General features: G+C 34.5%; 21 protein-coding genes. 15 read left to right on the top strand and 6 right to left on the bottom strand.

Translation table 11 applies throughout. The annotated features are described in order from the left end of the window. The 4 genes from ACSVH5_RS02790 (at nt 1) to yidC (ending at nt 6,071) form a co-directional block, all read left to right on the top strand. Nucleotides 1–1,962 carry a PBP1 and LysM peptidoglycan-binding domain-containing protein gene (locus ACSVH5_RS02790; protein ID WP_438059941.1) on the top strand — a complete coding sequence of 654 codons (1,962 nt, stop codon included), beginning with the start codon at nt 1–3 and terminating at the stop codon, nt 1,960–1,962. A gap of 8 nt (nt 1,963–1,970) precedes the next feature. Beyond that, nucleotides 1,971–2,201: a DUF3820 family protein gene (locus ACSVH5_RS02785; protein ID WP_438059940.1), complete on the top strand. Its 231-nt coding sequence runs from the start codon at nt 1,971–1,973 to the stop codon at nt 2,199–2,201. A gap of 261 nt (nt 2,202–2,462) precedes the next feature. After that, the gene (locus tag ACSVH5_RS02780) at nt 2,463–4,076 is read left to right on the top strand and encodes a CTP synthase (protein WP_438059939.1); all 1,614 of its coding nucleotides are present in this window, start codon (nt 2,463–2,465) and stop codon (nt 4,074–4,076) included. Nucleotides 4,077–4,166: 90 nt separating this feature from the next. Beyond that, nucleotides 4,167–6,071 carry a membrane protein insertase YidC gene (gene yidC / locus ACSVH5_RS02775; RefSeq protein ID WP_438059938.1) on the top strand — a complete coding sequence of 635 codons (1,905 nt, stop codon included), beginning with the start codon at nt 4,167–4,169 and terminating at the stop codon, nt 6,069–6,071. Between the two features lie 75 nt (nt 6,072–6,146). On the opposite strand, the gene ACSVH5_RS02770 is transcribed toward yidC, so the two are convergent. Beyond that, nucleotides 6,147–7,079 carry a fasciclin domain-containing protein gene (locus ACSVH5_RS02770; RefSeq protein WP_438059937.1) on the bottom strand — a complete coding sequence of 311 codons (933 nt, stop codon included), beginning with the start codon at nt 7,077–7,079 and terminating at the stop codon, nt 6,147–6,149. 335 nt (nt 7,080–7,414) lie between these two features. Between ACSVH5_RS02770 and ACSVH5_RS02765 the strand changes: the two genes are divergently transcribed. From ACSVH5_RS02765 to ACSVH5_RS02745, 5 genes are all read left to right on the top strand, one after another. Continuing rightward, nucleotides 7,415–8,122: a toxin-antitoxin system YwqK family antitoxin gene (locus tag ACSVH5_RS02765; RefSeq protein ID WP_438059936.1), complete on the top strand. Its 708-nt coding sequence runs from the start codon at nt 7,415–7,417 to the stop codon at nt 8,120–8,122. Between the two features lie 68 nt (nt 8,123–8,190). Then, nucleotides 8,191–9,366: a tRNA 2-thiouridine(34) synthase MnmA gene (gene mnmA, locus ACSVH5_RS02760; RefSeq protein ID WP_438059935.1), complete on the top strand. Its 1,176-nt coding sequence runs from the start codon at nt 8,191–8,193 to the stop codon at nt 9,364–9,366. Between the two features lie 231 nt (nt 9,367–9,597). Then, nucleotides 9,598–11,214 carry a S8 family serine peptidase gene (locus ACSVH5_RS02755; protein WP_438059934.1) on the top strand — a complete coding sequence of 539 codons (1,617 nt, stop codon included), beginning with the start codon at nt 9,598–9,600 and terminating at the stop codon, nt 11,212–11,214. An 11-nt stretch (nt 11,215–11,225) separates the two neighbouring features. Next, nucleotides 11,226–12,170 carry an NAD(P)H-dependent flavin oxidoreductase gene (locus ACSVH5_RS02750; RefSeq protein WP_438059933.1) on the top strand — a complete coding sequence of 315 codons (945 nt, stop codon included), beginning with the start codon at nt 11,226–11,228 and terminating at the stop codon, nt 12,168–12,170. 22 nt (nt 12,171–12,192) lie between these two features. Beyond that, nucleotides 12,193–12,594, top strand: a complete 402-nt coding sequence (locus ACSVH5_RS02745; protein WP_438059932.1) for a hypothetical protein — start codon at nt 12,193–12,195, stop codon at nt 12,592–12,594. A gap of 109 nt (nt 12,595–12,703) precedes the next feature. On the opposite strand, the gene ACSVH5_RS02740 is transcribed toward ACSVH5_RS02745, so the two are convergent. Continuing rightward, nucleotides 12,704–13,144: a DUF4268 domain-containing protein gene (locus ACSVH5_RS02740; protein WP_438059931.1), complete on the bottom strand. Its 441-nt coding sequence runs from the start codon at nt 13,142–13,144 to the stop codon at nt 12,704–12,706. 86 nt (nt 13,145–13,230) lie between these two features. Here ACSVH5_RS02740 and ACSVH5_RS02735 point away from each other — a divergent pair, with 86 nt between their 5' ends. Continuing rightward, on the top strand, nt 13,231–13,878 hold the full coding sequence (locus tag ACSVH5_RS02735) for an NUDIX hydrolase (RefSeq protein WP_438059930.1): 648 nt from the start codon (nt 13,231–13,233) through the stop codon (nt 13,876–13,878). A gap of 110 nt (nt 13,879–13,988) precedes the next feature. Continuing rightward, complete coding sequence (locus ACSVH5_RS02730; protein WP_438059929.1) at nt 13,989–14,798, top strand: lysophospholipid acyltransferase family protein; 810 nt, start codon at nt 13,989–13,991, stop codon at nt 14,796–14,798. A 33-nt stretch (nt 14,799–14,831) separates the two neighbouring features. Here ACSVH5_RS02730 and ACSVH5_RS02725 read toward each other — a convergent pair whose 3' ends face one another. The 3 genes from ACSVH5_RS02725 to ACSVH5_RS02715 form a co-directional block, all read right to left on the bottom strand. Beyond that, nucleotides 14,832–15,464: a hypothetical protein gene (locus tag ACSVH5_RS02725; RefSeq protein ID WP_438059928.1), complete on the bottom strand. Its 633-nt coding sequence runs from the start codon at nt 15,462–15,464 to the stop codon at nt 14,832–14,834. Beyond that, complete coding sequence (locus tag ACSVH5_RS02720) at nt 15,464–15,964, bottom strand: RNA polymerase sigma factor (RefSeq protein WP_064715131.1); 501 nt, start codon at nt 15,962–15,964, stop codon at nt 15,464–15,466. The genes ACSVH5_RS02725 and ACSVH5_RS02720 overlap by 1 nt, the downstream gene beginning before the upstream one ends. A 192-nt stretch (nt 15,965–16,156) precedes the next feature. Continuing rightward, nucleotides 16,157–17,284, bottom strand: a complete 1,128-nt coding sequence (locus ACSVH5_RS02715; RefSeq protein ID WP_438059927.1) for a DUF3810 domain-containing protein — start codon at nt 17,282–17,284, stop codon at nt 16,157–16,159. Between the two features lie 39 nt (nt 17,285–17,323). Between ACSVH5_RS02715 and ACSVH5_RS02710 the strand changes: the two genes are divergently transcribed. The 4 genes from ACSVH5_RS02710 to ACSVH5_RS02695 all read left to right on the top strand — a co-directional run bounded on the left by ACSVH5_RS02710 (nt 17,324) and on the right by ACSVH5_RS02695 (nt 20,595). Further along, nucleotides 17,324–17,557, top strand: coding sequence for a DUF433 domain-containing protein (locus tag ACSVH5_RS02710; RefSeq protein ID WP_024980219.1), 234 nt, complete (start codon nt 17,324–17,326; stop codon nt 17,555–17,557). Next, nucleotides 17,558–17,899 (top strand): DUF5615 family PIN-like protein, encoded by a 342-nt coding sequence (locus ACSVH5_RS02705; protein ID WP_438059926.1) that lies wholly within the window; start codon nt 17,558–17,560, stop codon nt 17,897–17,899. Between the two features lie 16 nt (nt 17,900–17,915). Beyond that, nucleotides 17,916–19,379 carry an aminoacyl-histidine dipeptidase gene (locus tag ACSVH5_RS02700; RefSeq protein WP_438059925.1) on the top strand — a complete coding sequence of 488 codons (1,464 nt, stop codon included), beginning with the start codon at nt 17,916–17,918 and terminating at the stop codon, nt 19,377–19,379. An 826-nt stretch (nt 19,380–20,205) separates the two neighbouring features. Continuing rightward, nucleotides 20,206–20,595, top strand: coding sequence for a LytR/AlgR family response regulator transcription factor (locus ACSVH5_RS02695; protein ID WP_438059924.1), 390 nt, complete (start codon nt 20,206–20,208; stop codon nt 20,593–20,595). 68 nt (nt 20,596–20,663) lie between these two features. Here the strand turns inward: ACSVH5_RS02695 and ACSVH5_RS02690 are convergent, their stop codons facing one another. Further along, complete coding sequence (locus tag ACSVH5_RS02690) at nt 20,664–21,434, bottom strand: carboxypeptidase-like regulatory domain-containing protein (protein ID WP_438059923.1); 771 nt, start codon at nt 21,432–21,434, stop codon at nt 20,664–20,666. Between the last annotated feature and the right edge of the window lie 3 nt (nt 21,435–21,437).

Below are 21,437 nucleotides of genomic sequence, written 5' to 3'. Positions count from 1 at the left end.
ATGCAATATTATAGTAAGATTTGGTTTTGTGGGTTGTTTTTTATAGGAAGTTTGTTTGCTCAAGACAAAGCAACCACTCATAAAGTTGCTAAAGGTGAAACCATAGCGCAAATCGCTCAAAAGTACAAAGTAAGTCCCTACGATATCTATCAATTAAATCCAGATGCTCAAGCAGGAATTAGCCAAAATACGGTTTTGTTAATCCCTAAAGCAGGAGCTAAAGTTCAGTTTAAAACAGTAACTAGTTCAACGGTTGTTTCAAAAAAAGTAACGCACGAGGTAGCGCCAAAAGAGACTTTATTCGGAATCCAAAAAAAGTATAATGTTACCGAAGCGGCATTATTCAAAGCAAACCCTTTTTTAGAAAAAGACGGTTTGCAAATTGGGCAAACACTCGTTATTCCAAATGGAGTTGTGACCAAAACTACTACAGCAACTGCTGCTCCAAAAACGGTAACTCCCGTTTTTCATTTGGTACAACCTCAAGAAACCAAGTTCTCGATTGCTAAGAAATACAATATCACCATTGAAGAATTGGAGAAAAAAAATCCAGAAGTGGTAGCCAATCTTCCAGTTGGTTTTAATTTAATAATTAAAGGAAATCGTCCTAAAGAAGGAAAAGAAATTCAGGTAGCTACTGATAAAAAAGAGCTTTCGCCAACAGTTGTTTCAAAGGCTATTGTTTCGGATTTTCAAAATTATACAGTGAAACCAAAAGAAACTTTGTATAGTTTGACCAAAACTTCAGGTTTGTCTCAAGAAGAGTTGATTGCTTTAAATCCTGAATTAAAAAATGGCGTTCATGAAGGAATGCTGATTAAGTTACCAGCAGCAGTAAAACTAATGCCGCAACCAGAAGCTAAAAAAGGCATTACTCAATTGAGTAAACAAAATGCCGCTGACCAAAAAAAGCTGGTTATGTTGTTGCCTTTCAATATCGCAAAAATTGAAAGTGATACCGTTAACTCAACCGTTGAACGTTTAAAGAAAGACAAGTTTTTGAATATGACTTTGGATTTCTACTCAGGTGCTTTGATTGCTATAGATTCAGCCAAGCAATTAGGAATTGATGTGGATGTTCAGGTTTTTGATTCTCAAGAGACCAAAATGAGTTCTCAGGTTCCGTCATTAATCAAAAATAACAATATAGAAAGTGCACAAGTAGTCATTGGACCATTTTATCAAAATAATGTTGAAAAAACAGCTGAATTGCTTAGCGGTACTGATGTAGCGGTGATTTCGCCATTGTCAAAAGAGACAGGCAAAGCATTTCCAAATTTATATCAATCTATTGTTTCAGTAGATGTAATTAAAAATACGGCTTTTGATTTTATGAAAAGCAAGGAGGGTAATATAATTGCGGTTGTGGATAAGAAAAAAGAATCTGCAAGAAACTATTTTAACCAATTCCAAAAAGAGGTAAAAATTGCACCGCTAACCCCTGCAGGTGGTTTGAATAGTGAAGCCTTGAAAGGTTTGTTGGATAAAGAAAAAATAAATTATGTCATTTTAGAAACAGGTAGCACTATGATGATTAAATCAACTATAGCTACTTTGTTGTCTGTAATGAAAACACACAAAGTGCAATTGGTAACTTTAGAGCCTAATCCTACTTTGGATACAGATGAAATTTCATTTGCTAATTTGGTAAAATTAAAGTTGATGTATCCATCGGCTATTCGTGAAAATGAAACAGATGAAGCTCGCATTTTTGAACAAAAATACCGCAAGGAAAACAAAGTGTATCCAAGCTCATTTGCTACAAGAGGTTTTGACCTTACGTTTGATACACTAATGCGAATGGCTCAGGACAAAACGTTTCAAGAAACCATAGAAAGTGCTGCTACAGAACAAGTAGAAAACCGTTTTGAATACTACAAAAAAGAAGATGGCGGCTATACAAATAAAGGCGTTTATATCTTGTATTACGATTCGGATATGACGATAAAACAAGCCAATTAGTTTTTATTTTGGATGAAAATCAAAAACACTTGATTCAATTGGCACACACTAAAATGCCTTTTGGGAAATATGAAGGTTGGTATCTTATTGATATCCCAGAATATTATATCGTTTGGTATAGAAATAAAGGGTTTCCTAAAGGTGTTTTGGGCGAACAACTGCAATTAATTTATGAATTAAAAGCCAACGGATTAGAAGATATACTTCGGAATATAAAAAAGAAATACCCGAAACCATAATGATTTTTTTTACGAAAGTTCTAAAGGGTTGAAGTTTTAAAACAAAAGCCAATCACAGGGTTTAGTTGCTTTTAAAATTAATTTTCTTCCCTTTGATGACATTTAAAAAAGTAAATTATTCAAAAAGGTCAATCAGTGTAAATTTGTGAAATCCGTGTCGATTTATTTTTTAAAAGCGAATGCTCTGAGACGATAAGTATTCCAATTTAATTTGTACTTTTGCCACGTTTTTTACACAACTACATTACAAACAACAACAGCATGAATCAAACGAAATATATTTTTGTTACTGGCGGTGTGACTTCTTCATTAGGAAAAGGAATTATAGCTGCATCCTTAGCAAAATTATTACAAGCAAGAGGCTACAGAACGACTATTCAAAAATTCGATCCGTATATTAATGTGGACCCAGGAACACTGAATCCTTACGAGCATGGAGAATGTTACGTAACCGATGATGGAGCCGAAACAGATTTAGATTTAGGTCACTACGAACGTTTCTTAAACGTTCCTACTTCACAGGCAAATAATGTTACTACTGGTAGAATTTATCTTTCGGTTATCGAAAAAGAAAGAAGAGGAGAGTTTTTAGGAAAAACGGTTCAAGTAGTTCCTCATATTACAAACGAAATTAAAGATAGAATGCAATTGCTTGGTAAGTCAGGCGATTATGATATTGTGATTACTGAAATTGGTGGAACTGTAGGGGATATCGAATCTTTACCATACATTGAGTCTGTTCGTCAGTTGGTTTGGGATTTAGGAGAAAACAATGCTATTGTTATTCATTTGACGTTAGTTCCTTACTTAGCAGCAGCTGGGGAATTGAAAACTAAACCTACTCAACACTCTGTTAAAACATTAATGGAGAGCGGAATTAAAGCTGATATTTTAGTGTGTAGAACGGAGCATGAAATTTCGGACGAAATTCGCAATAAATTGGCTTTGTTTTGTAATGTAAAAAGAGAAGCTGTTATTCAATCTATTGATGCTTCTACGATTTATGAAGTGCCTAATTTAATGTTGGAAGAAGGTCTAGATGTAGTAGCCTTGAAGAAATTAGACTTACCTAAAAAAGCTGCTCCAGATTTAAAAAATTGGAACACGTTCTTGAAACGTTTAAAAAATCCTAAGCATACTGTAAATATTGGTTTGGTTGGGAAATATGTCGAAATGCAAGATTGCTACAAATCTATTTTGGAAGCGTTCATTCACGCAGGAGCGGCAAATGAAACAAAAGTAAATGTAATTTCGATTCATTCAGAGCATTTGGACCCTTCAAATATAGCTGAGAAATTAGCTGGTTTGGATGGGGTTTTAGTGGCGCCAGGTTTTGGTGAAAGAGGAATCGAAGGAAAAATAGAAGCGGTTCGTTATGTTCGCGAAAACAACATTCCATTTTTTGGTATTTGTTTAGGAATGCAAATGTCAATTATAGAATATTCAAGAACTATTTTGGGTTACAAAGACGCCAATTCTACCGAAATGAATGAGAATACGACTCACCCAGTAGTGAATTTGATGGAAGATCAAAAAACGGTAACTGATAAAGGAGGTACAATGCGTTTAGGGGCTTGGAAGTGTGACATAAAACCAGACTCATTGGCACACAAAATATATGGTAAAACTCAAATTTCGGAGCGTCACCGTCATCGTTACGAGTACAATAGTACTTACGTAGAGGAATTACAAAAAGCTGGTTTAATAGCTTCTGGTGTGAATCCTGATACTGGTTTGGTTGAAATCGTTGAGATTGAAAATCATCCTTTCTTTATAGGTGTTCAGTACCATCCAGAATATAAGAGTACCGTTGCGAATCCTCACCCAATTTTTGTGAGTTTCGTAGCAGCAGCTGTAAAAGCCAAAAAGAAATAATACAATAGTTAGAAACTAAGCATTTGTATTGAATACTAACACTAAACTGGAGTAAACTGCTTCAGTTTTGAATTTTGAATAGAGATAATAATGGAAGAAAAAAAGATTGACATTAATTCAATTATCGGTTTTATATTGATTTTTGGAATTTTGGTTTGGATTATGTACCAAAACCAACCCGATCCTAAAGTTGTTGCGGCTGAAAAAGCCCAAAAAGAATTGGTTTTGAAAGCTCAAAAAGCAAAAGAATTGGCAAATAAAGCAGTTGAAAAAGCAACTGTTGCGGTGGCCACTGGCGATTCTACTCAATTAGTAGCTTTGCAAAAAACATTAGGAAATTTTGCTTATTCTGCGACATTACCTTCTGCAAAAAATGATTTTACTACGATTGAAAATGAAGTGATACAATTAAAAATTGCTAATAAAGGTGGTTATATCGCTGAAGCAACGTTGAAAAACTTTGAAAAATTCAAAAAAGGTTCTGGTCAGTTGGTAGAATTGATAAAAAACAATAATGCTAATTTGAATATTGTTTTACAAACCAATGACAACCGAACTTTAAATACCAAAGACTTGTTTTTTGAACCTACTTTAACCAAAATAGGAGCAGATCAAGTGTTGTCTATGAAGTTGAAATCAGGTCCAAATTCATTTTTAGAATATAAATACGTAGTGAAGCCAAACGATTATATGATTGGTTTTGATGTGCGTTCTCAAGGTTTGAACCAAGTATTGAATACAGCTAAGCCTTTGGATTTAGAATGGGATTTGAAAGCTTTCAGAAATGAAAAAAGCATATCTTACGAAAATAAATACACTGAGATTTATTTTGAACATAAAGAAGGTAAAGTTGATTACGCTGGCTTAGGAGCTAAAGAAGAAGAAACTCTTGAAAAGCCTACATTTATTGCTTTTAAGCAACATTTCTTTACTTCGATATTGGTTTCTAAAACTCCTTTTGAGAAAGCACAACTGGTTTCTACCAATCTTATGAATGATGAGAAAGTTGATACTACTTTTACAAAATCATTTAAAGCAAATTTACCTTTGGCTTTTACCAATGGTGAATTAGATTATAAATTAAACTGGTATTTAGGACCATCTGATTACAAGACTTTAGCTAGTTACGATCAAAATCTAGAAAAAATCATTACTTTAGGTTGGGGAATCATCGGTTGGATCAATCGTTTTATCTTCGTGCCTTTATTTGGTTTCTTAGGTTCTTATATTGCTTATGGTATTGCGATTATTCTTTTTACGATTTTAATCAAATTGGCAATGTCACCTATTACTTTCAAGTCTTTCTTGTCACAAGCAAAAATGAAAGTATTGCGTCCAGAAATTGCTGAATTGGGAGAGAAATTCAAAAAAGACCCAATGAAAAAGCAACAAGAAACCATGAAGTTGTACAACAAAGCTGGAGTAAATCCTATGGCGGGTTGTATTCCTGCATTGATACAAATGCCTTTCTTGATGGCTTCGTTTCAGTTTTTCCCTTCAGCTTTTGAGTTAAGACAACAAAAGTTTTTGTGGGCAGATGATTTGTCTTCTTTTGACGAAATTGTAAAATTACCATTTCATATTCCATTGTATGGAGATCATATCAGTTTGTTTCCAATTTTGGCAGCAATTGCCATTTTCTTTTATATGAAAATGACTTCAGGGGATCAACAAATGGCTGCACCACAACAAGAAGGTATGCCAGATATGGCCAAAATGATGAAGATTATGATTTATGTTTCGCCATTGATGATGTTATTTTTCTTCAATAGTTATGGAGCTGGTTTGAGTTTGTATAACTTTATTTCTAACTTGGTTACTATTTTAATTATGTTGGTAATCAAAAAATACTTTATCGATGGAGATAAAATTCACGCTCAAATTCAAGAAAATAAATTGAAAGAGCCTAAAAAACAAAGTAAGTTCCAAAGAAAATTACAAGAAGCAATGGAACAAGCTGAAGCTCAAAAAGCTGCTCAACAAAAGAAAAAATAAGTATTTTCAAATTGTATTTATAACAAAAAACTTCCGCCAAAAGCGGAAGTTTTTTGTTTTTAGAAATAGTCACTTTTACAAACTTGGTAGTAAAACTTTGTTTACTGCGTGTATAATTCCGTTTGAACATTGTACATCAGTTAGAACAATATTCGTTACTCTAGATTGCTCATCCGTAATTGTTGTACCAGAAAACCTTAAAATTCCTGTTTCTAAAGTAGGTGAGGATGCAGGAATTCCTGTGGATAGTACATTTGCTCCACCAATAACATGATACGTTAATACTGCAGTTTTTTGAGCAGTTGTTAAACCACCGTAAAGACTTAAAGTTGCTGAGTCAAATGCAGTATTTAAAGGTGCAAAAACTGTGAAAGGTGCTGGTGTTGCGCTACTACTTAATGTTGTAATTAAATTTTGTGCAGTTAATAATGATGCCAAGGTAGAGAAATTTGGATTAGCTGTTGCATGTGTAACAATTGTTGGCAAACCTATTACGGCATCCACAACATGAATAACTCCGTTAGAAGCCATTATGTCAGCTGTTGTAACTTTTGCACCACCATTTAATTTTACTCCAGAAGTTAAGTCCACATACATACTTAAAGTATTTGTGGCAGATGCACTACCTTTGGCTAGTGTTTTAATGTAACCAGTTTTTAAATCGGTTGATTTTGCTGTACCGCTTACCACATGATTTAATAGAATTTGAGTTAATACATCTTTTGGGACGTCATTAACTGACGCAAATTTATTATCACTTAAGAATTTTGTAAATGCAGCATCTGTTGGAGCGAATACAGTAAAAGGACCTGTACCTTGAAGTGTAGCTGCTAATTCAGCTCTTGTTAAGGCTTGAACTAAAATTTTTAAGTTTGAATTTTTTACAGCAATACCTGTAATTGTATTGTCTACTGTTTTAGGGTTGTCATCATCATTGTCGCAGGATACAGCGAATGATAAAAATGCAATACAAGCCAAAGCCATTTTTAATTTTGATGCAATTTTCATAATCTTTTTTTTTTATGGAGTTAGAATTAATTTTATTTCTTGTTCAAAGTTATTTAATAAAGGTTAAACAAAATTTATTTTATAGATAGATTAATAGTTGTTTAATTAGTGTAAATCTTTGATATGTTGATAAGTATGGTTTTGTTTGTTTAATTTAATAGTGTTGGTATTAAACAAATCTTATAATATGAATGGTTTTATTTTTATCGTGTTACATGAACAATTTTTAAGCAGGAAAGTAGTTGTACCTTTGAGTCCATGTTGAAAAAAATGAATTTGTATTTTTGATGTTTGGAATATCTAATTTTTTGATATTATAATAAATTTATACTAGTATGATTAAGAAGGGATTGATTTTGGTTTTCTTTATACAAGTTTCAGCTATGTTAGCTCAAACCGCGAATATTAATCAAGTTGATAGTGCTGGAAAGAAAAATGGTCTATGGAGAGGTTATTATGAAGAATCTAAACGATTGCGCTATGAGGGAACTTTTGTACACGGAAAAGAAGTAGGTGTTTTTAAGTATTTTGATGATACGAAAGCTGCCGATGTGATTGCTACTCGAGAGTTCAATGAAAAAGATAATTCGGCATATACTATTTTTTACAATCAAAAAAAGTTTAAGGTAAGTGAAGGCAAGGTGGTTAATAAAGTTTTTGATGGAGAATGGTTGTATTACCATTTCAACTCGACAACGATAATGACCAAAGAATTTTATAAAAACGGGAAACTGTCGGGATTGAGAACGGTTTATTTTACAGATGGAAAAGTAGCTGAGGAGACCCATTATGTTGATGGACTAAAAGAGGGAAGTAGTAAGATTTACTCAGATAAGGGTATTATTTTAGAGGAGACATTTTATCAAAAAGGCCAATACAACGGACCGGCCATTTTTAGAGATACCAATGGTTTTATTGCTTCCAAAGGAAATTTTGTGTTGGGTAAAAAAGAAGGAGTTTGGGAGTTTTATGAAAAAGATAAATTAGTAAAAAAACAAAATATGAGTTATCCTGAAGGACTTACCAAGCGTAAAAAGAATTAACTTTTGCTTAGAGAATTACTGTGCTAAATCTTTTGTAACTTTGCACCCTATTTTAAAAAAGGGTTTTGATGAAAAAGAGAGTGGTTGTTGGTCTTTCTGGAGGCGTAGATTCAAGTGTTGCTGCTTATTTGTTGCAACAAGAAGGATATGAAGTTATTGGGCTATTTATGAAAAATTGGCACGACGACTCAGTAACGATATCCAATGAATGTCCTTGGTTAGAAGATAGCAACGATGCTTTATTGGTGGCCGAAAAATTAGGAATCCCTTTCCAAACGGTTGACCTAAGTGAACAATACCAAGAAAAAATTGTGGATTACATGTTCAGCGAGTATGAAAAAGGACGAACTCCAAACCCTGATGTATTGTGTAATCGCGAGATTAAATTTGCTGTTTTTTTAGAAATAGCTTTGAGTTTAGGAGCTGATTATGTAGCTACTGGACATTATTGTCAAAAACGAACTACCGAAATAGACGGAAAACCCTTGCATCACCTTATCGCAGGAGCTGATCATAACAAAGACCAATCTTATTTTTTATGTCAATTGTCACAAGAACAGTTGGCTAAATCCTTGTTTCCAATTGGTGCATTAACGAAACCTCAAGTTCGTGAAATAGCGGCTGAAATGGAATTGGTAACCGCAGAGAAAAAGGACTCTCAAGGTTTATGTTTTATTGGTAAAGTACGTTTACCAGAGTTTTTACAGCAAAAATTACAACCAAAAGAAGGTCAAATTATTCAAATAGATAAAAATCATCCGATTTATTCTTCAACAGATGAAGCTGAAACTTTAGCTTCATTGTCTCATAAAATTAGGTATACTCCAGAAATGGGCAAGGTCGTTGGAAAACACCAGGGTGCTCATTATTTTACGGTTGGGCAACGAAAAGGGCTTAACGTTGGGGGTACAACAGACCCTTTGTTTGTTATTGCAACCGATGTGGTGACCAATACAATTTATACGGGTTTATCTAGTAATCATCGGGGGTTGTTTAGAAGAGGATTGTTTATTGATGCTTCTGAAACGCATTGGATTCGTACCGATTTAGCTTTATCTGTAGGTGAAACCAAAGAAGTAATGGCAAGAATTAGGTATCGACAACCTTTGCAGAAAGCCACTCTGTATCAAGAGGCTAATGGTATGTATGTGATTTTTGACGAACCACAATCCGCAATTACTGAAGGTCAGTTTGTGGCTTGGTACCATGATGATGAGTTGTTGGGTTCTGGGGTTATAGCCTAGTTTTAGTGATTAGTGATTAGTCCTTAGTCCTTAGTTATATAAATACTATTCAAAAAAAAATCAAAAAAAGATTTGTTATTACCCCGATGGGTAGGAAAATCCTATTTATCCTTTTTCTGGATAAAAAGATAGGAAGGACAGCGGGACCAAACGTGATGAAATCCCAAATTTTGTGCTCCTAAAAACACTTAAAATTTTAATTTATAATGATTTTTTTGAGTACATTTCGGCATGAAAAAAATAGTTTTTTTATTTTTCTTATTCCACTCTTTTTGGGGCTTTTCACAACAAGATGCTTGGGTGTATTTTGGTGATAAAATCAATGTTCAAAACTATTTGGACAATCCTCAATTGATGCTCTCGCAGCGCGCAATTGATAGAAGAACACGACAAAAAATTGCCTTTGATAGTAAGGATGTTCCGATTCCAGCTTCGTATATAAAAGCGGTAAAAGAGTCTGTTGGAATCACCGTCATGGGGCATTCAAAATGGCTAAATGCGTTGCATGTTCGCGGCACTCAAGCGGACATTACTTCCCTTAAAAATTTAACTTTTGTTACTAAAATCAGCTTCGCAGATAAGTCCTTAAATGCGACAGGAAAAACAATTGCTATTTCAAAATTACAACAGGTTCAAAAAAAATACAACACCGCAATTACCTATAATTATGGCACTTCAGCTAATCAAATTCAGATGTTGAATGGTCATTTATTACATCAACAAAATTATACAGGGAGTGGTAAAATTATAGCGGTTTTAGATGCTGGATTTCCTGGGGTGGATACCCAATTGCCATTTAAAAAATTAAGAGATAATAATCAGATTTTGGGCGGTTATAATTATGTAAACAGAAGTTCAAATTACTATACTGGATATAATCATGGTACTTTGGTGCTATCGACTATGGGCGGGAATCAAGACCAAGCTTTGGTGGGAACAGCTCCTGATGCGTCATATTATCTTTTTGTTACCGAAAATGATGCGTCCGAAAATCCTGTGGAGGAAACGTTGTGGGTAGAAGCAGCCGAAAAAGCGGATAGCTTGGGTGTGGATATCATTAATAGTTCATTGGGGTATTTTGATTTTGATAATCAAAAATACAACTATACCTATGCCGATATGAATGGCACCACAACATTTATTAGCCGAGGAGCCGAAATTGCTTTTAGTAGAGGAATGCTTGTGGTGGCTTCTGCAGGAAATTCAGGGAACACAACCAATCCCAATATTGCTGCTCCAGCAGATGCCGTTTCTGTGCTTACAATTGGTGCGGTAACAGCTAGCAAGACAAAAGCTTCCTTTAGCTCGATTGGTCCCTCGTCTGACGGTAGAGTAAAACCTGATGTGATGGCGCAAGGTCAAGCATCTGTAGTTTCGGATGAATTGGGTAACATTGGAACGGCCAACGGAACCTCTTTTTCTAGCCCGATTCTAGCAGGAATGGTGGCGTGTTTGTGGCAAGCTTTACCAGATAAAACCAATAAAGAAATTAGAGATTTGATTGTTCAATCTGCCGATAAATATTTGACGCCAACGCCACAACTAGGCTATGGAATTCCGGATTTTAGTGCGGCTGTAAATAAAGGACTTCTAACCACAATAGACAATCAGAGTACCTCATTTTCGTTGTATCCTAATCCTGCCAAGGGTACAATTACTATGACGTTACCTTCAGGAATTGAAGAAGTGCAGCTTACTATTTATTCTATACTGGGACAAAAAATAATGGAGGTTCCTTTTACAAAATCAACACCATCTTTTTCTGTAGAAACCTTATGGAATGGCGTATACTTGTACACTATTCAGGGGAAAAGCTTTTATGCTCAAGGAAAAATTATCAAACATTAATTTACAATGCAATGAATTCAATTATAAAGCTTTTTGGCATTCAATATCCAATTATTCAAGGAGGAATGATTTGGAACAGTGGTTATAAATTGGCAAGTGCCGTTAGCAATGCTGGAGGATTAGGTATCATTGGTGCAGGTTCTATGTATCCTGAGGTGCTCAGAGAACACATACAAAAATGCAAGAAGGCGACTAATAAGCCTTTTGGAGTAAATGTACCCATGTTGTATCCTAATGTGGAAGAAATTATGAATATCATAGTGGAAGAAGGCGTTACAATTGTTTTTACTTCAGCAGGAAATCCAAAAACTTGGACCGCTTTTTTGAAAGAAAAAGGAATTATAGTTGTACATGTTGTGAGTAGTTCGGTCTTTGCTTTGAAAGCCCAAGAAGCAGGAGTAGATGCTGTTGTAGCCGAAGGTTTTGAAGCTGGAGGACATAATGGGCGAGAAGAAACTACTACATTGACTTTGATTCCGATGGTGAAGCAAAAGATAAACATTCCGTTGATTGCTGCTGGTGGAATTGCCACAGGAAGAGGAATGCTTGCGGCAATGGCTTTGGGCGCTGATGGTGTTCAGGTGGGAAGTCGTTTTGCTGCTTCGGAAGAATCATCAGCTCACGATAATTTTAAAGAAGTAATCGTGAATGTAAAAGAAGGGGATACGCAATTAACATTAAAAGAATTGGCACCTGTTCGCTTGGTGAAAAATAAGTTTTACAATGACGTTCAGGAATTGTATGCAAAATGTCCTACCAAAGAAGAATTAGTGGCTTTGCTTGGTAGAGCCCGCGCCAAACGTGGGATGTTTGAAGGGGATTTGGTCGAAGGCGAATTAGAAATTGGTCAGATAGCTGGATTAATTACCAAAATTCAACCTGTACAAGAAATAATAGATACTATGATAGCCGAGTTCAAACAAGCCCAAATTGAAATCGGACAACTACAATTTTAACCCCAATCCAAAACCCCATCCCATGTCAAAACCTACTATTTTATGCTTGTCTTTTGTCCTTTTTTTTTGTTTTCAGTTCTCCACTGCTCAAACTTATAAGTTTCAAACTTCGGGTTACAGCGTATTAGAGAAAAACGAGAAAGGAAAATGGGGAGACTGGTCCGAATTGGATTTGATCAATATCCCAATTATTTTGGATACTTCTAAACATCGAATCGTGGTGTATACTCCTGTCCTTCAGGTTTATGCTATTCTTGAGTATATAGAAATTAAAGAAAATAAAACCGATATTATTTATTCTTTTGAATGCAAAGACGAAAATAGTGATGCTTGTACGTTGATGATTATTACTCGAAAACAACAAGGCAATCGCAAGCAGTTGTATATCAACTATGAAAATAGGATTTATTTGTATAATATTTAGTTCTTAGTGATTAGTTCTTAGTGATTAGTCCTTAGTTCATAGTCCATATTTCATAGTACTTATATCTTTAGTCTTTAGTCTTTAGTCTTTAGTCTTTAATCTTATGTCTTTAGTCTTTTTCAATATCTTTTATAAACTCATCATATTCGAGATAGAAAAGTTCTAAAGCATTCATTTTTTCGAAGAAAAAGTCAAAAATGTACTCCCAGTGGTTGCGATTACTCATACTGTACCCATTTTTTTCAACCCAAATGCGACTGATGGTTTTGCCATTTTCTAAAGTATAGTTTTTTTCAAAGACCAAATCTTTAATGAATTCATCCTCCAAAATAGCTTTCAAAGCTTCGATTTTTTCGAAATATTGAGAACGTAAGTCATCATTTCGGTGCTCGATAGCAATGAGTACTTGGGCTTTTTTATTATCTGCAAAAAATTTAAAAGAGAAATCTTTAATTTTTGTATCATACAATACCCATTTTCTTGGGTATTTCTCGGCGAAGGCCACCCAAAAATCGTGTTTTAACCGTTGATTTTCTGCTTTACTGTACATTTGAATTGAATTTAGTAAGATTGGTTTGTATTCCAAACAAAACTATAGTATATTTATTGGAATGCTTGCAAAAATAAGTTTTACCTATGAATTTTCAAGATTTTCAACACTATATCCCTCAACTACTTGAGGCTCCGCTTCCTGCTTTTGCTTCACATGTAAAAATGGCACCAAAAGAACGAATCGAATCGTTGAAAGCATTTAGTTATGCCGATAAAAATCCACGAAAAGCTGCGGTTTTGATGTTGTTGTATCCAAAACAAGAGCAAACGCATTTGGTATTGATTGAAAGAAATTCTTATAAAGGTGTACATTCCGCTCAAATTGCTTTTCCCGGAGGTAAGTTTGAAAATGAAGATGTGGAATACGAAACTACAGCTTTGAGAGAATCCGAAGAAGAAATTGGAATTTCGCGTGAGCAAATAAAAGTAATCAGACCTTTTTCACCTTTGTATATTCCGCCTAGTAATTTTTTGGTACATCCTTTTTTAGGGGTTGCAAATGAGAAGCTTCATTTTGTTTTGGACCCGAAAGAGGTAGCCAGTATTATCGAATTACCATTGTCTGATTTTTTGAGCGATGCACTTTTATACGAGACTAAACTGACGACTTCTTATGCTACGAATATTGCTATTCCTGCCTTCAAAATAAACCAGCATATCGTTTGGGGCGCTACAGCTATGATGTTGAGCGAGTTAAAAGAGGTATTGTGTTTTGTACTTAAAAAATCATAAATAAGCGCTTTTTTTCTTGATTTATTGTAAAATTATTGCAAGTTTAGCGTTTTCTAAACGTTAAGAAAATATGTCGTATCTTTGCATTCCAATTTCAAAAAAGAATTATTATGGGATTATTTAAAAGGAATCCTTTTGGTCATATCCTTTTTATAAAGAAATGGTTAATCCGAATTTTTGGTCTTATTACCCACAAGCGATATCGTGGTTTCAATGAATTGCAAATAGAAGGTTCAGAAATTATTCGAAATTTACCGGATTCTAATGTGTTGTTTATTTCCAATCATCAAACCTATTTTGCCGATGTAGTAGCCATGTTTCACGTGTTTAATGCGAGTTTGAGTGGAAGAGACGATAGTATTAAAAATGTGGGTTATTTGTGGCAACCCAAAATGAATATTTATTATGTCGCTGCCAAAGAAACCATGCAAGCGGGATTACTCCCCAGAATTATGGCTTATGTTGGTGCGATAACGGTAGAAAGAACTTGGCGTTCCAAAGGAAAAGACGTTACCGAAAAAAAAGAAGTAAATCCGAATGATACCGAGAATATCAAAATTGCTTTGAGAGATGGCTGGGTGATTACCTTTCCTCAAGGGACTACAAAATCATTTAAACCCGTTCGTAAAGGAACTGCGCATATCATCAAAGAACACAAACCTATTGTGGTTCCGATTGTAATTGATGGTTTTAGACGCTCTTTTGACAGAAAAGGTTTGCGATTAAAAAAGAAAGGAATCTTGCAATCGTTCATCATCAAAGAACCTTTAGCGATTGACTATGAAAACGAAACCATTGAAGAGATCGTAGAAAAAGTAGAATACGCCATCGAGCAACATCCTTCCTTTTTAAAAGTTATTCCTGCCGAAGAATTGGAAGCTCAAAAAGAACTTGACAAAATGCGAAAATGGGAATATTAATATAAAAAAGCGGTCAAATTTTGACCGCTTTTTTTATAAATCTATTTTCTTTAATTCTTTGTAATTGTCCAATAAACGTTTAAGCAATCTACCATAAATCAAACGATAGAATAACCAAAAAATCCCCAATATCAATACGATAAAAACAATTAGGATCGAGAAAGTAATAAACATTACTGTAAAATTGCTACCTATTTTGTCCGTAAGTACAACTGTTTCTGGATTGTATTTGAAGGCAATATAAAAACCAATAAAGAGCGATAGTACCAATTGTCCAAGGTTGTAATAAACATAGTAGTTGACAGTCTTTCTCGTTTTAATAATGTCACGCATCAGTTGTTTGGTTGAGGCCGTCGTCGAAATTATCTTATAATTTTTGTAAAAAAGATAAATGAATGTAAATATTATAAGGTAACTAGCATAATTATAGGTGTCAAAATATATTGAAAATTCTTCGTGTTTCATTTTTTTGAAATAATCATCTATATTGACACCAATAGATAAAACAGACCACAAAATTAATTCCAAAACACTCAATATCAGTATCCACTTCACTATAGAAGAGGATCTTTTATGAATCATCTTGTAAATATCATTTTCAGTCACTTGTTCAAAAGAAGCTTCATTCTTTTGCCAATCTTTTTTTAACAAATCCAGTTCTTTCATTAGGCTAGTGGATTTAGTATTTTTTTTAATTTCCCCTTAATTCTGTTCATTTTAACTCTCGCATTGACTTCGCTAATTCCCAATGTTTCGGATATTTCAGTGTAATCTTTGTCTTCTAGATACATAAAGATTAAAGCTTTTTCGATATCGTTCAATTGGTAAACTGCTTGGTACATTAATTTTAATTGTTCTTCCTCTTCATAATCATATTCGACCTCAGGAGTATAATGTTGTCTGCCTTCAAATTCAGTTGTGGCCACCGAGCGTTTGTCTTTGCGATACAAGGTTATAGCCGTATTTAGCGCGACTCGATAGGCCCACGTAGAGAACTTACTGTCGCCTCTAAACTTGGGAAAAGCTTTCCATAACTGAATGGTGATTTCTTGAAACAAATCCTTATGCGCGTCCTCACCAGAAGTATACAGCCTACAAATCTTGTGGATGATATTCTGGTTTGCTTGCAATTGCGAGACAAAGGATTGTTCTAAAGTATCGGACATATAGTCATTAGTGGTTCAAAACTGATTTTTGTTACAAATAAAATTGTTTTTTTTAAGGAGCACAACTTTTAGGAGTACAAAAACGAGTCGTCCCGCTATCCGTTACAATCTCTAGTGCCAAACCCTGGCACTAGAGGATTTTCACTTCTATCGGGGCTATTTAACGCGTTTTGTTTTCATAAGCAATACGAGTTACAACGTATGCTGCTTAAAATAATTCACCATCAAATCCACATATTTACTATAGCCTTCCATACCGTCTTTTTGTTGGTTCATTTTTAGGAAGTTGTCGTAAAAAACATGAAATCCTTTGTCAATAAAAGTGTCGTATTGTTTCCAAAAGGTTTCACTTTCCTTGAAGTTGGCTAGTACTCCAGGATGAATTGATTTTAAAAAGAGCGCCACTTTTCTTTCATCTCGTGCTTGCCAATTTCGCAAACAATAGCGCAAAGCCAAACTGTATCCAGAATATTGTATGTAAGCATCTTTATTTTTTATAGAAGCCAAAAAACCAATGAAATTGCACTCACTTTCACTAGCAAAACCTATTTGATGCGCCATTTCGTGATTGGCAGTCATCGGAAAACTATACAAAGGTCCTAAACTATTCACTTGTGCTTCGTTGGTAAACGGATTCAAATAGCCGCCAAATCCCATATACGTCAGCGGAATACTAAAAAGAGATTTCTTAATACTCAAATGGCTATATCGAAACATCGAATATTCAAGAGCCAAGTTTTGGTAGCCATTTCTATTCATTTCAAACAATTGAGATTTGGAATAGGGAACAACTACTTTACGATTTTTGTCTTTCATTAGTCCCAACTGAATGGCGTTGGTTTTGGCAATTAGCTTTTGAGTAAAAAAAGCTAAATCGGCATCAGAATATTCTTTTTCAATTTTCATTTTTTCGTACAGCGGTTCTCGATAGTAATTGAGTCCCCAAAGCAAATGAAAAAGAAAATAAACTACAGATAAAAAACTTAAAATAGAAAGCGATATTGCTTCCCATTTTTGTTTGGGTGCTACACTTTGGATTGTTTTATTTTTTTTGAGTAACCAAAACCAACGAATCGCCCAAATAATTAGCAAAGCATACAACACATCGCCTAACGAAAAAGGAACTTTCCCTAAACTGATTCTCAAACTATTCGAGATAAAGAGGTAAAGACCATTGCTGTACCATCGTTCGATGAATGCTGGAAAAAATCGAATGATTTTCAATGCTACAATTTGAAATACGAGGAATAGCGGTAAAAGGTATTTTCTTTTCAAGGCTTGACTTTTGGCATAAAAATAAGGATTAAATCCGTCGTGCACTTTCTTTTTTTGTAAATTTGAACCTTAAAATACTTCACTATGGAAACTATTGCTGATAGAATTACAATTGACGATAGAATTTGCAACGGAAAACCTACCATCAGAAACAAGAGAATTACCGTTAATACTATTCTTGGGTTTTTGAGCTCCGGAGATTCTAGAGAAGAAATTTTGTTGCAATATCCAAGCCTCGAGAACGAAGATATTGATGCCTGCCTTAAATTTGCATCCGAATTGATGAATAGAAATTTCACTATTAAAGAGGTTGCCTAAATGCCAAAATTTTTAATAGACGTCAATCTGCCGTACCACCTTTCCATTTGGAATTCGGATACTTTTATTCATCAAAAGAATATAAACGATGAGTGGTTTGATGAACAAATTTGGGTATATGCAAAGGAAAACAACCTTACTATAATTACCAAAGATGTTGATTTTTCCAATAAAATGATGTTAAACAATCCTCCTCCAAAAGTAATTCATATCCGATTTGGGAATATGAAGATGAAAGATTTTCACGAGAACATTTGCAAAGTTTGGGATAGTGTTTTAGAAATGAATGCTACCCACAAATTAGTCAATGTTTTTAAAGATAGGATAGAGGGAATCGAATAAGTAACACTACAAAATAATGAGTCAAGAAATAAGAAATTTAGAGCCTAAAGCACTTTGGAATCAATTTGCTGATTTGAATGCCGTTCCACGTCCTTCCAAAAAAGAAGAGCAAGTGATTCAATTTATGAAAGATTTCGGGAATCGTTTGGGGTTAGAAACCTTTGAAGACGACATTCGAAACGTAATCATTCGCAAACCGGCTACTCCAGGAATGGAAAACCGCAAACCCATCGTGTTGCAAGGCCATTTGGATATGGTACACCAAAAAAACAACGATACTGTTTTTGATTTCGAAACTCAAGGAATCGATATGTATGTCGATGGCGACTGGGTACGTGCTAAGGGAACGACATTGGGAGCTGACAACGGCTTGGGCGTAGCGGCAATTATGGCTGTTTTAGAAAGTACTGATATTCCACATCCTGCCATTGAAGCCTTGTTTACTATTGATGAAGAAACAGGAATGACAGGTGCTTTGAACCTACAAGGCGGTATTTTGCAAGGTCAAATATTATTGAATTTAGATACCGAGGAAGATGACGAAATCGACATTGGATGCGCAGGTGGTATCGATGTAACCGCAACAGCCGAGTACGACGAAGAGGATACGCCAGAAGGTTCTGTTGGCTACAGTATTACGGTAAAAGGTTTACAAGGCGGACATTCGGGTATGGATATTCATAAAGGGTTGGGGAATGCCAACAAAATAATGAACCGTTTGTTGTTTGATGGCTTTGATAACTTCGGATTACAAATTGCGTCGATAACTGGAGGAAGTTTGCGTAATGCCATTCCAAGAGAGAGTGTGGCCAAAGTGATTATTGCTACAGTTTACGATGAAGCTTTTGTATTTGATATGCAACAAATCGTAAACGAGATTAAAGCGGAGTTCAAAACGACTGAGCCAAACCTTGAAATTGTTTTTGAAAAATTAAAAACTACTCCTAAAAAAGTAATGCCTTCTATAGCGCAATTTTATTTTGTGCGTTCGATGTATACGGCTCACAACGGCGTGTATCGTATGAGTGCTGATTTTGATAATTTAGTAGAGACCTCTAACAATATTGCCAAAGTAATTGTAGGCGAAGGACAGCTAAGCGTACAATGTTTAACCCGTTCTTCGGTAGAGTCTTCCAAAATGGATTTGGCCAATGCGTTGCGTTCTGCCTTTGAATTGATGGGGTGCGAAGTGGAGTTTTCTGGAGCATATCCAGGATGGACGCCTAATCCAAAATCTGAAATTTTGGATGTGTTGGTTGGTATTTATGAAAAACAAAATAATGCTAAACCTAATGTAGTGGCTTGCCACGCAGGATTAGAGTGTGGAATTTTAGGCACCAATTATCCAGATATGGATATGATTTCTTTTGGACCAACGATTCACGGAGCTCATTCTCCAGACGAAAGAGCAAGTATTAGTTCTTCTCAAAAATTCTGGAAATTCTTCTTAGAGATTTTAGCAAGTATTCCTGTGAAATAGTTACATAATAATTACTCAGTTGTATAGTGTTCAGTGAATTGCTGAACACTATAAACTGATAACTGAACACTAATTTTAGTCCCTTTTGGGACTATTTTTTTTATCTCGTTTTTCTTCTTTCTTTTCCTTAGCCGTTTTTAGCGGTTCTTTTTTTGCTGTTTTTTTAGCATTTAGACTTTTTGCCATAATTACTTTCTTTAGTGAATCAAGTAAAGGTAGGTTAATTTAGTGCCGTAAATCTGAGTTTTAATAAATAACGAATCATAATAGTTTTGGTAGAGTATAGATTAGTACTGTTCAACTTCAAATTGTTCTATTTTTTTGTTAGTCAAATATATGTCATACCTATATTTTAACCCAGAATCCGCATTAGACTTCGTAGCGAAACTGAATTATTCAATAAAAGCAAGAGCTCACGGACTATTTTTGAAGAAGGAAACAACATTCAGCGAATACCTATGTTAGATATATACCAATGAGTTACTACTTTTGTATTTTGAATTTAAAAATAGGAGAATCAAGCGTAGCGTATCTTGAACTCCTCTCAAAAAATATAAACTCGTGAAAAAAGTTCTTGGTTTTGAAGAAGAAATTCATTCACTGAACTCCGCTAAAAAATATAAAAATGGTGAAGTAATTTAGTTGTAGTAGATTTCTAATGCGGAATCTGGCTTTAATGTTTTTTCAGATGAGGGAGATGATGTTTTGTATATTAACAACAAGTTCTTAATAAGTGTATTTTATGCTTGTTTTTTTGTTACAGTTTTTAAGTATATTTAAAATCAAATTAGAATGAAAAATACCACCATTTATTCCAGACGATTTTATGAGTACATATACCGTTGTTCTTGTTGATGATGAAGCGATCAACATAGAGATTTTAAAAAAAATAATTACCACTCACTGTTTAAAATTGGAGATAATTGGCGTTGCCAAAACCATGGAAACAGCATTGTCTGAAATTGTTTCTAAAAAACCCAATATAGTTTTTTTGGATATAAATATGGGGGAAAGACAAATATTTGATATTTTGGATCAATTAGAAACCATTGATTTTCAAATCATTTTTGCAACTGCTTTTCCAGGTTATTTTTTCAAAGCTGAAGAATATAAACCAGCCGATTTTGTCATCAAACCATTTAGTGAGGCTGCAGTAAAAGATGCAGTAAAAAAAGCAACCAAACGAATTAAGAAATTAAGAAAAGAGAAAGAGTAATTATGACATTGTGGAGGACAACTAAAAAAGAAAGTTAGGCTTTCTTTTTTTATGATATTAAAGTTTTATTACTTCTTTTTTAGAATCTTATATTCCTCATAACAGCCACTAATGGCATCCATAATCTGAAGATCATTGGCAGTTTGAATGAATGAATCCGAATAGCTACATCGTTTAAGAATTTCTGGAATTTCGTTTTTATCAATGCCTAATAAAGTAGCAATCATTTCGCGATCATACTTGGATTCTAAAGCTTTGCGGACGGTATCGTCTTTCTTTAGTTCTTTAAGGCGTTTTAATTCTTTTGGTTTTTTACCAAAAAAATTATAAAGCATGTCTGCTGGATTAAAAATGGATCCGAGTACTTTACCAAAGGCATCTGGCGAATATTGTCCTCCTTCATATCCTGCGGTTAATCCTGAAATACTGTACCTGAAATTTTCTTTTATGGGGATTAATTTAGAATCAACTTCCAAATAGCCTGTCAGCAAAAAAGGTCGAATAATAACCTCTTCAAGGGCAATTGCTTTTTCAGTCAGTTTAATTACAGTCGTTTTATTTTTTAACCAGTCGTTTGTAACTCGGACTTTGATGGATTGAAAGCCTAATAATGAGACGTGTAAGGTGTCGCTTTGGGATACTTCAATTTCAAAATTACCTTTTGTGTCTGTGGTAGTACCTTTTACTTTGTTGACATTGATGATATTAGCATAAGCTAGAGGTTGATCATTATTGTCATTAACGATGGTTCCTGAAACTTTTAAGGTTGCAGTATTATTTTCTTGCGAAAATGCAGTAAAAGGAAGTAGAATAAAAAAGAAAACTACAAAATATCTCATAAA

It is taken from the genome of Flavobacterium sp. RSSA_27, from assembly GCF_051547125.1.
Taxonomy (GTDB): Bacteria; Bacteroidota; Bacteroidia; order Flavobacteriales; family Flavobacteriaceae; genus Flavobacterium.
Note: the sequence above shows the minus strand (reverse complement) of the source record. Positions and strands in the feature narration are given on the sequence as shown.